Genomic DNA, 3,054 nt, shown 5'->3' on the forward strand with positions numbered 1-3,054 from the left:
ATCCAGCCCAGCCACCCACGCAGCCAGATCCTCATCGATCAACACAACGAAACAGACTACCGCCCAACATAACGAAGTGCGGCTGGAGTACTAGGCCGCCTTCTCCACCGGGTGACGTCCGAGTGAAGCGATCGGCGCACCGATCAGCGGCCGCCCGGTTGCGACCGCCAGCGCGGTACCGACAACCCCGATCAGTCCGCGCCGACTCGGTGCCGAAATGCTCGATGACAGCACGGTTCGCGTGCTCGGTGGCGCCAAGGGCTCGGCAGCGATGCGGCCGGACAACCAGCCCAGACTCAATGGGGTCGACAGCGGAAGCAACGTGAAGTGGTCACTCAAGCGGTCGCGCACGTAAGTGACGTGTGTGCCCGCGCCCCGGTACCGTTCGACTTGCTCGTCCACACTGCCGCAATGGATCACCTGATCATTGACCGGCTGCATCACCAGCAACGGGCACGCCGGGGCAGACAACCCCAACCGCAGATCATCGAGCACCGCACGAACCTTCGGCTCGGCGAGAATCTCGTCGAGCGGGCGTCGTAGATGGTCGTCAAAACTCTGCCTCGACATCCGCAGTAGCGCGACGATCGGCGGTAGCTTCTCGACGGCTGCCAGCAACGCCTGCCCCTCGGGCAAGATATCAGCATCGAGGGCAGCGTCGAGGTCCGGATAGAGCCGACGCAGTGCCGCCACGACCATCAGCGGAAAACCGGAGAATCGGCTTCCGTGCAGACGAAGGAACACCTCACCGGGATCGCCTACCGGTGCGCCAAGCACCGCACCGACCAGGTTCAACTCGGGCGCGTAACTCGGAGCCATCTCGGCGGCCCACGCGCTGGCCATGCCACCACCCGAGTACCCCCACAACGCGATCGCCGTTCGCGGATGCAGACCGAGCGGCGTGAACGACAGCGTTGCCCTTGCCCCATCCAAGCTGCGATAGCCCGGCTCCCGCGGCGCGCCGAAACTTCCCTTCATGCCACCGTGATCGGCGATACTGACCGCCCAACCACGACGGAGCGCATGCGCGATCAGGGGCCATTCGAGCCGGGTGATCGAACCCGGCGCCCGCGTATGGTGGCGCAACACGTAGGACGGCGCGCAACGCTCGGTCACCGAGTCGATCGCGGACTGGAACAACAACAGCGGGCGGTCCTGGTCCGGGACAGCCCCAGCGGGGAGCACGACGGTTGTTATCGCGATCTCCGGCCGGCCGAACAGGTCATTGCTGCGGTAGGCCAATTGCCAGGCTTGGACCTGCTGCCGGACCGATCCGAACAGTGACAGTTCGACTCGCCTGCTCCGGATCAGCGAGCCCGGTGCGTAGGAGGCGATATCGGTGGGACAGCGCATGAAGGGGTCGAGAGAGGGGAGCTGCGGGACACCCCGGTGCGGTCCTGTAGTTCTCGGCCCTTGCGAATGATCAGTTTCTGACACGATTTCACGGGTCTTTCCGGGTTCGATAAACGAGCTGTGCGATATCGGAGCCCAGGTCCACAGACCTCATCTCACAAACGGCCGAAGGCGACCTTGCCCACTAAGAAGTCTAGGCAGCTCTCACTCACTTCGCGTGCCGCAGGACATCAATTGTGTTAGCTCACAACATGTTAGCGACGCGATTGTATCGCGACGCAGGTTCATCCACACGGCGGTCTCGCGTGTCCCTTCCTCACAACACGCGGACTTTCAAGGGAACGCCGTCGCCGACCGTACCGGACATACGGCCTAGGTACTGCAACGGCAGTCAGTCCGGTAGCTTGCTGACGTGGTCGTGGATGTTGTTGCAACGGAGCTTGATTTGTTGCACGTGAGGATCGGTGGCCGTTTCACGCGGTCGGAGCCGCGGGGCCGGGCGCGGGAGTGACGGGGTTGGTGGCGCGCCTCGAGCGGAAGAAGGGTGGACGTTGGCCGAGCAAGCTGGTGAGGTGAGCCCGGACGGGATGCAGCGGTTGCTACGGTGGGCGGATTGGGACATCGACGGCGTCCGTGACGACGTGCGCTCGTATGTGGCAGAGCGGATCGGTGAGAAGGATGCGGTGCTGATCGCTGATGACACGGGGTTCCTGAAGAAGGGCCTGCGGTCGGCGGGAGTGCAGCGCCAGTACTCCGGCACGGCCGGGCGCACGGAGAACTGCCAGATCGGAGTGTTCCTGGCGTATGCCTCCCGCCACGGTCACGCTCTGGTGGATAGGGAGTTGTATCTACCGGAGTCCTGGACCGGCGACCGCGACCGCTGCCGCGCCGCCGGGATTCCCGACGAGGTCGGGTCCGCGACCAAGCCGCGGCTGGTGATGGCCATGCTGGAGCGTGCGGTGTCGGCGAAGGTGCCGTTCGGGTGGTTCGCCGCGGATGAAGCCTACGGTCAGGTCAAATACCTGCGGGTATGGCTCGAGCAACACGACATCGCGCATGTGCTGGCCACTCGCCGCAACGACACCCTGGTCACGGGCATGTTCACCGAGTCCCGCGCCGACGAGCTGGTCGCCGCGCTGCCGGCACGAGCCTGGCAGCGAATCTCGGCCGGTGCCGGTGCCGGTGCCGGTGCGCACGGGCCACGCGACTACGACTGGGTGCGGGTCCCGATCCGTATCGGCTGGGAACCCGGCCGCGGGCACTGGCTGTTGGCCCGTCGCAGCATCACTGATCCCGCCCAGATCGCCTACTACGTTTGCTGCGGGCCGCGCCGGTCCCCGATCGCTGATCTAGCGTGGATCGCGGGGTCGCGGTGGCGGATCGAGGAGTGTTTCCAACAGGCTCATGCGAGACCTCGCGCGCGGAAACTCCCCACCACTGTTCGCGACGATGGAGGCCGCGCGAGCTGTCAAGCACCCTATACGCAAGTTCGGATGCGGATTTTGGGAGGGCGTCGGGGCGTGAATTGCCTCTGACCTGCACATTCAAATGCCTCAAGGGGAGCTGCGGCGTCGTATCTCATTGATGCGCCTTTCCGTGGTTGTCCTGGCTCGAGCAGGGGCGGCAAATAAATGTCAGTGTCCAAGTTTTGAATGCTGTGGCGCGGACGTTGTCGTTGGATGCGGCGGAGAAGGCGCATTT

General features: G+C 64.6%; 1 protein-coding gene and 2 pseudogenes. 2 read left to right on the forward strand and 1 reads right to left on the reverse strand.

Features of this window, described 5'->3' with window-relative positions; all coding sequences use genetic code 11:
• Positions 1-90 precede the first annotated feature (90 nt).
• Positions 91-1,353 (reverse strand): lipase family protein, encoded by a 1,263-nt coding sequence (locus tag ABZ420_RS35895; RefSeq protein WP_357132637.1) that lies wholly within the window; start codon positions 1,351-1,353, stop codon positions 91-93.
• A gap of 412 nt (positions 1,354-1,765) precedes the next feature.
• Between ABZ420_RS35895 and ABZ420_RS35900 the strand changes: the two are divergent.
• A pseudogene (locus tag ABZ420_RS35900) lies at positions 1,766-2,753 on the forward strand (IS701 family transposase); the annotation flags it as partial.
• A 200-nt stretch (positions 2,754-2,953) separates the two neighbouring features.
• Positions 2,954-3,054 (forward strand): annotated as a pseudogene (locus ABZ420_RS35905) (transcriptional regulator); the annotation flags it as partial.

The sequence above is a fragment of the Nocardia sp. NPDC005745 genome, assembly GCF_040630775.1.
Lineage (GTDB): Bacteria > Actinomycetota > Actinomycetes > Mycobacteriales > Mycobacteriaceae > Nocardia.